Source organism: Thauera aminoaromatica S2, from assembly GCF_000310185.1.
Taxonomy (GTDB): domain Bacteria; phylum Pseudomonadota; class Gammaproteobacteria; order Burkholderiales; family Rhodocyclaceae; genus Thauera; species Thauera aminoaromatica.
On record NZ_AMXD01000199.1, the window covers coordinates 1 to 5,053 of the forward strand.

The following is a 5,053-nucleotide window of genomic DNA, read 5'->3' on the forward strand; positions in this document are numbered from 1 at the left end:
GCGCGGCGTTCGGCCTCGCGCTGCTCCGCTTCACGGCGTGCGGCCTCGCGCGCGGCGGCGAGGCGGGCGCGGCGAGCGAGGGTCTCGATGAGCTTGCCGAGACGCTGTTCGTCCTGCTGCAGCGCATCGACCTCGCTCTTCTTCGCCTGCAGCTCGCGGCTCACCTCGGCGAGCGCGGCCTTGCGCCGCGACTGCTCGGTCTGCAGCTGCTGCTGGCGGTCGCGCTGCTCGCTCTCGAGCGTGGCGAGACGATCGCGGCGGGCGCTGATCTCGTCGGCGCGGCGCCGGGTCTCGGAGAGGTCGGTGCGCAGGCCTTCGATGAGCTCCAGGCGGGCGCGACCAAGGTGCTCCAGGTAGTGCGCGTCGCGCGCGAGCTGGTTGGGGTCGCGTGCCGACAGCAGCGGCGCCACACCGTCGGCCGCGCCATGCACGTAGTGGCGACGCACCCAGTCGGCGAGCTCACCGCGGCGGGCGTCGATGCGCGCGGCGGTCTCGCGCTGCTCGCCTTCGAGCACCGCGAGCCGCTTCTCGGCGTTCCTGCGCTCGCCCTCGATGCGGGCGAGCTCGCGTACGGCGCGCGACACCGAACGCTCGGAGTCGACCAGCGCCTTCTGCGCGCTGGTGCGATCGGCCTCCGCCTTCGCCATCTCCTCCTGCAACTCGCGGATACGCTGCTTGAGCTCGTCGAGGTCGGAGCGCCGCTCGGCGATCTCGCCGCCGGCCTGGGCGAAGGCCGGGCCGGGCACGACAAGGAGGGCGGCGAGCGCGGCGATGCACGCGCCTGCGATCGGCGACTTCAGGCTTCTGGGCGACAACGGGGTGGGATCCGCGGAGAGTTGCGAGGGGCGAGCAATGCTGGACGGGGGCGAGGACGGAGGGCAGTCGGACAAGGGACCCGATGCGGTGAAGGGTGCGCGAGGCGGCGGCTCGTGACCGGCACGCGGCCGCTCGGACGCGAGATCTCTCATGCATCGGGACAACGCGTTATTTTATACTAGCGCTTTGGTTCTGCCGGCCCCATCGTGGACAAAGACGCAATCACCACCCTGATCGACAAGCACGAACACATCGAGACCGCCGCCCGCGCGCTCAAGGCGATCGCGCATCCCCTGCGCCTGAAGATCCTCTGTGTGCTCGGCAGCGGCGAAGAATGCGTGCAGGACATCGTCGACGCGGTGGGAACCTCGCAGAGCAACATCTCCCAGCATCTCGCCATCCTGCGCGACAAGGGTGTGCTGCAGACGCGCAAGGACGCCAACCGCGTCTATTACCGCGTCGGCGACGAGCGCACCCTGCAGCTGATCGTGCTGATGCGCGAGGTCTTCTGCGCCGACGACGACGCCGAACGCTGACCCCCCAACCCCGCAACCGGAGCATCCCCTTCGTGGAATTCCTGCAACACAACTGGTACTGGGCGGCGCTCGCCGCCGCCTCGGGCACCTGGCTGATGGTCGAACTCGTGCGCAGCCGCGGCGACGACACCCAGCTCTCGCCCGTGGAGGCGACCCTCCTCGTCAACCGCGAGGACGCGATCGTCATCGACGTGCGCGAGCAGGGCGAGTACGCCCAGGGCCACATCCCCAACGCGCGCCACATCCCCGCCGGCGAGATCGAGCGCCGCGGCAAGGAGATGGAAAAGTGGAAGGACCACCCGGTCATCCTTTGCTGCACCACCGGCGCGCGCTCGAACAGCGCCGCAGGCGCGCTGCGCAAGGCCGGATTCAACCGCATCTACAACCTGCGCGGCGGCATGATGGAGTGGCAGAAGGCGGGGCAGCCCGTCAGCCGCAAGAGGAAGTGAGCATGCAGCCTCCGATCCGCATGTACGCGACCGCCACCTGCCCCTACTGCATCCGCGCCGAGCAATTGCTGCTCGACAAGGGCGTGGTCGGGCTGGACAAGATCCGCGTCGATCTCGACCCCTCGCGTCGCGAGGAGATGATGAAGCTGAGCGGACGCCGCACCGTTCCGCAGATCTTCATCGGCGACTACCATGTGGGCGGCTGCGACGATCTCCTCGCCCTCGAGCGCGGCGGCAGGCTCGCTGCGCTGCTGCGCGGCGAGAGCGCCTGAGCGCGGGTTCGTACCCGCGGCACGCGAGACGCCCCCGCCCCCCCATCTCCGACGCTCCCCGCCGAGCATCCTTTTTCCCCGCGGCCGCAGGCGCGGCCGTACCCACCCAAACCGGAACCCGATTCATGAGCGAAAACACCCAACCCGTCTTCTCGATCGAAAAACTCTACGTCAAGGACCTCTCGGTCGAGGTGCCGGGTGCCCCGCAGATCTTCCTCGAGCGCGAGACCCCGCAGGTGAACGTGCAACTGCGTACCGAAGGCCAGGTGGTCGAGGAAGGCGTGTACGAAGTCACCCTGACCGTCACCGTCAACGCCCGCATCGGCGAGGAACGCAACCTCTTCCTGGTCGAGGTCGCGCAGGCCGGCATCTTCCAGATCCGCAACCTCCCCGAGGGTGAGCTGGAGCCGGTGATGATGATCGGCTGCCCCAACATCCTCTTCCCCTACGCCCGCGAGGCGGTGTCGGACGCGGTCACCCGTGCCGGTTTCCAGCCGGTGCTGCTTTCGCCGGTCAATTTCGAATCGCTCTACCAGGCGCAACGCCAGCAGGCCATCGAGCAGGCGAACGGCGAAGTTCCCATCCAGTGAGGCGTCCCGCATGAAGCGCGCGCGCCGTCCGTCCCCGCAGATACCTTCGGCGCCGCTCGGCCGCGCGCTCCTGATGCTCGCCGTGTCCGCCCCCCTGAGCGGCGCGGCCTTGCCGGTCGCCGCGCAGGCGATCGAATACCGCTCGGTCGCGGCTTCGACCCTGCTGCGCGAGCAGCCGGCGCCGGATGCCGAGGCGCTGTTCCGCCTGCGCCCGGGCACACCGGTCGAGATCGTCGTGCGCGAGGACGGCTGGATGCGCGTGCGCGACCCTGCCGGCGGGTTCGGCTGGGTCGAGGGCGGCGCCCTCGTCACGCGCCGGACGGTCATCGTCACCGCGGAGCGCGCGATCGTGCGCCGCGCCGCGCAGGAGACCGCCGCGCCCGCCTTCGAAGCCACGCGCAACGTCGTCCTCGAACTGCTCGAACCCGCCAGCGAGGGCTGGGCGCGCGTGCGCCACGTCGAGGGCTTCGAAGGCTACGTGCACGCCAGCGAGGTATGGGGACTGTGAGCCGCCGCCGCATCGCCGTGTTCGGCGCGGGCGCCTGGGGCACCGCGCTCGCCCAAGCCTTTTCCGCCAGCCACGAGGTGGTCCTGTGGGGCCGCGACCGCGGCCAGCTCGAAGAGATCGCCCGCATCCACGAGAACACCCGCTACCTGCGCGGTGTCCGCCTGCGCGACACGCTCGCGGTCGAGGCCGACTTCGCGCGCGCCGCAGCGCAGGCCGAGCTGCATCTGGTCGTCACCCCCCTCGCCGGCCTGCGCACCACGGTGCGCGAGCTGCGTCGGCTCGCTCCCGGGCGTGCGCTGCTGTGGGCCTGCAAGGGCTTCGAGGCCGGCACCGGCAAGCTGCCGCACGAGATCGTCGCCGAGGAGTGCGGCGCCGGGTCCGCGAGTGGCGTACTCACCGGCCCGAGCTTCGCCGCCGAGGTCGCGCGCGGCCTGCCCGCGGCGATCGCGCTGGCGGCACACGACGCCGATTTCGCCCGCCACTGGGTGGGCGTGCTGCACCAGCCCCGCCTGCGCATCTACGCCAACACCGATCTGGTGGGCTGCGAGGTCGGCGGCGCGGTCAAGAACGTCATGGCGATCGCCGCCGGCGTCTCCGACGGCATGGGCTTCGGACTCAATGCGCGCGCCGCCCTGATCACCCGCGGCTTGGCCGAGATCGCCCGCCTCGCGCGTGCGCTCGGCGCGCGCGGCGAGACCCTGATGGGCCTGGCCGGCATGGGCGACCTGATTCTCACCTGCACCGGCGACCTCTCGCGCAACCGCCGCGTCGGCCTGGCGCTGGCCGAGGGCAAGGGCCTCGCCGACATCCTGCGCCAGCTCGGCCACGTTGCCGAGGGCGTGTCGACCGCACGCGAGGTGGTCGGCCTCGCCCGCCGCCATGGCGTCGAGATGCCGATCTGCGAAGCCATCGACGCTCTCCTCCATCACGGACTCGACGCGCGCGGCGCCGTGGAGCGCCTGCTCGCACGCGACCCGCGCGCGGAGTGAGCGCGCGCGGCGCGGCTCGGCTCAGTCGCCCTGCGCGACGGCGCCGGCAAAGTCGTGCTGGCGCCAGCCCTCGTACACCACCACCGCCACCGCGTTCGACAGATTGACGCTGCGGTTGGTCGGGCGCATCGGGATGCGCACCCGCCGCTCGGGCGCGAACTCGCGCAGGATCTCCTCGGGCAGGCCGCGGCTCTCGGGACCGAAGAGCAGCGCATCGCCAGGCTGGAAATCCACACGGTCGTGACGCCGGCTCGCACGCGTGCTCATGGCGAACATGCGCCGCCCGGCGAGCACCTCGCGGCAGTGCGCCCAGTCGGGATGCACGGTCAGGCAGGTGAGATCGTGGTAGTCCAGGCCGGCGCGGGCGAGCTGCTTGTCCGACAGGTCGAAGCCGAGCGGCGCCACCAGATGGAGGCGGCAGCCGGTGTTGGCGGCGAGGCGGATCACGTTGCCGGTGTTGGGCGGGATCTCGGGCTGGTAGAGGACGATCTCGAACATCGCTGGATAGCCAAGGTTGGCCGGGTGCAGGTGCATGGCCGGGCGGAAATCGGCTGCGGCAAGACCGCTCCGCAAGCCGAAGCGAGTGCAGCGGAGCCGCCGGCCGGCGAGTCTAGCAGGCCGCCACCACCGCGGGCTCAAGAGGGCGAAGGCGTGCGCGCCACGACCAGGTTGCCGACCCAGCTCGCCCCTCGCCCCTTGAGGCAGCGCGCAAGCTCGTCGAGCGTGGCGCCGGTGGTCATCACGTCGTCGACCACGATCACCCTGCGCCCGCTCAGGTCCTCCACGCACTCGAAGGCGCCGCGCGGGCTGCGCAGGCGGGCCTCGCGGTCGAGCCCGGCCTGCGCCGGCAGGTCGCGCAGCTTGCGCACGACGGCGAGCCCGAGCGGCAGGTC

9 protein-coding genes are annotated in these 5,053 nt (G+C 71.3%); 6 read left to right on the top strand and 3 right to left on the bottom strand.

Going from position 1 to position 5,053, the window contains the following annotated elements; translation table 11 throughout:
• A partial coding sequence (locus tag C665_RS18265) for a murein hydrolase activator EnvC family protein (RefSeq protein WP_004326026.1) occupies positions 1 to 815 on the bottom strand: 815 nt, incomplete at its 3' end.
• 207 nt (positions 816 to 1,022) lie between these two features.
• Here C665_RS18265 and C665_RS18270 point away from each other — a divergent pair.
• The 6 genes from C665_RS18270 to C665_RS18295 all read left to right on the top strand — a co-directional run bounded on the left by C665_RS18270 (position 1,023) and on the right by C665_RS18295 (position 4,160).
• A complete protein-coding gene (locus tag C665_RS18270) occupies positions 1,023 to 1,352 on the top strand; it encodes an ArsR/SmtB family transcription factor (RefSeq protein WP_004326027.1) in 330 nt (109 codons plus the stop codon).
• A gap of 32 nt (positions 1,353 to 1,384) precedes the next feature.
• Positions 1,385 to 1,801, top strand: coding sequence for a rhodanese-like domain-containing protein (locus C665_RS18275; protein ID WP_004326028.1), 417 nt, complete (start codon positions 1,385 to 1,387; stop codon positions 1,799 to 1,801).
• Between the two features lie 2 nt (positions 1,802 to 1,803).
• A complete protein-coding gene (grxC, locus tag C665_RS18280; protein WP_004326029.1) occupies positions 1,804 to 2,073 on the top strand; it encodes a glutaredoxin 3 in 270 nt (89 codons plus the stop codon).
• Positions 2,074 to 2,198: 125 nt separating this feature from the next.
• The gene (gene secB, locus C665_RS18285; protein WP_004326030.1) at positions 2,199 to 2,663 is read left to right on the top strand and encodes a protein-export chaperone SecB; all 465 of its coding nucleotides are present in this window, start codon (positions 2,199 to 2,201) and stop codon (positions 2,661 to 2,663) included.
• A gap of 10 nt (positions 2,664 to 2,673) precedes the next feature.
• Positions 2,674 to 3,171: an SH3 domain-containing protein gene (locus C665_RS18290; RefSeq protein WP_004326031.1), complete on the top strand. Its 498-nt coding sequence runs from the start codon at positions 2,674 to 2,676 to the stop codon at positions 3,169 to 3,171.
• Complete coding sequence (locus C665_RS18295; protein WP_012585072.1) at positions 3,159 to 4,160, top strand: NAD(P)H-dependent glycerol-3-phosphate dehydrogenase; 1,002 nt, start codon at positions 3,159 to 3,161, stop codon at positions 4,158 to 4,160. Before C665_RS18290 ends, C665_RS18295 begins: the two co-directional genes overlap by 13 nt.
• Before the next feature lie 21 nt (positions 4,161 to 4,181).
• Here C665_RS18295 and C665_RS18300 read toward each other — a convergent pair whose 3' ends face one another.
• The gene (locus C665_RS18300) at positions 4,182 to 4,658 is read right to left on the bottom strand and encodes a tRNA (cytidine(34)-2'-O)-methyltransferase (RefSeq protein ID WP_004326033.1); all 477 of its coding nucleotides are present in this window, start codon (positions 4,656 to 4,658) and stop codon (positions 4,182 to 4,184) included.
• Between the two features lie 137 nt (positions 4,659 to 4,795).
• On the bottom strand, positions 4,796 to 5,053 hold a 258-nt coding region (locus tag C665_RS18305; protein WP_004326034.1), incomplete at its 5' end, for a ComF family protein.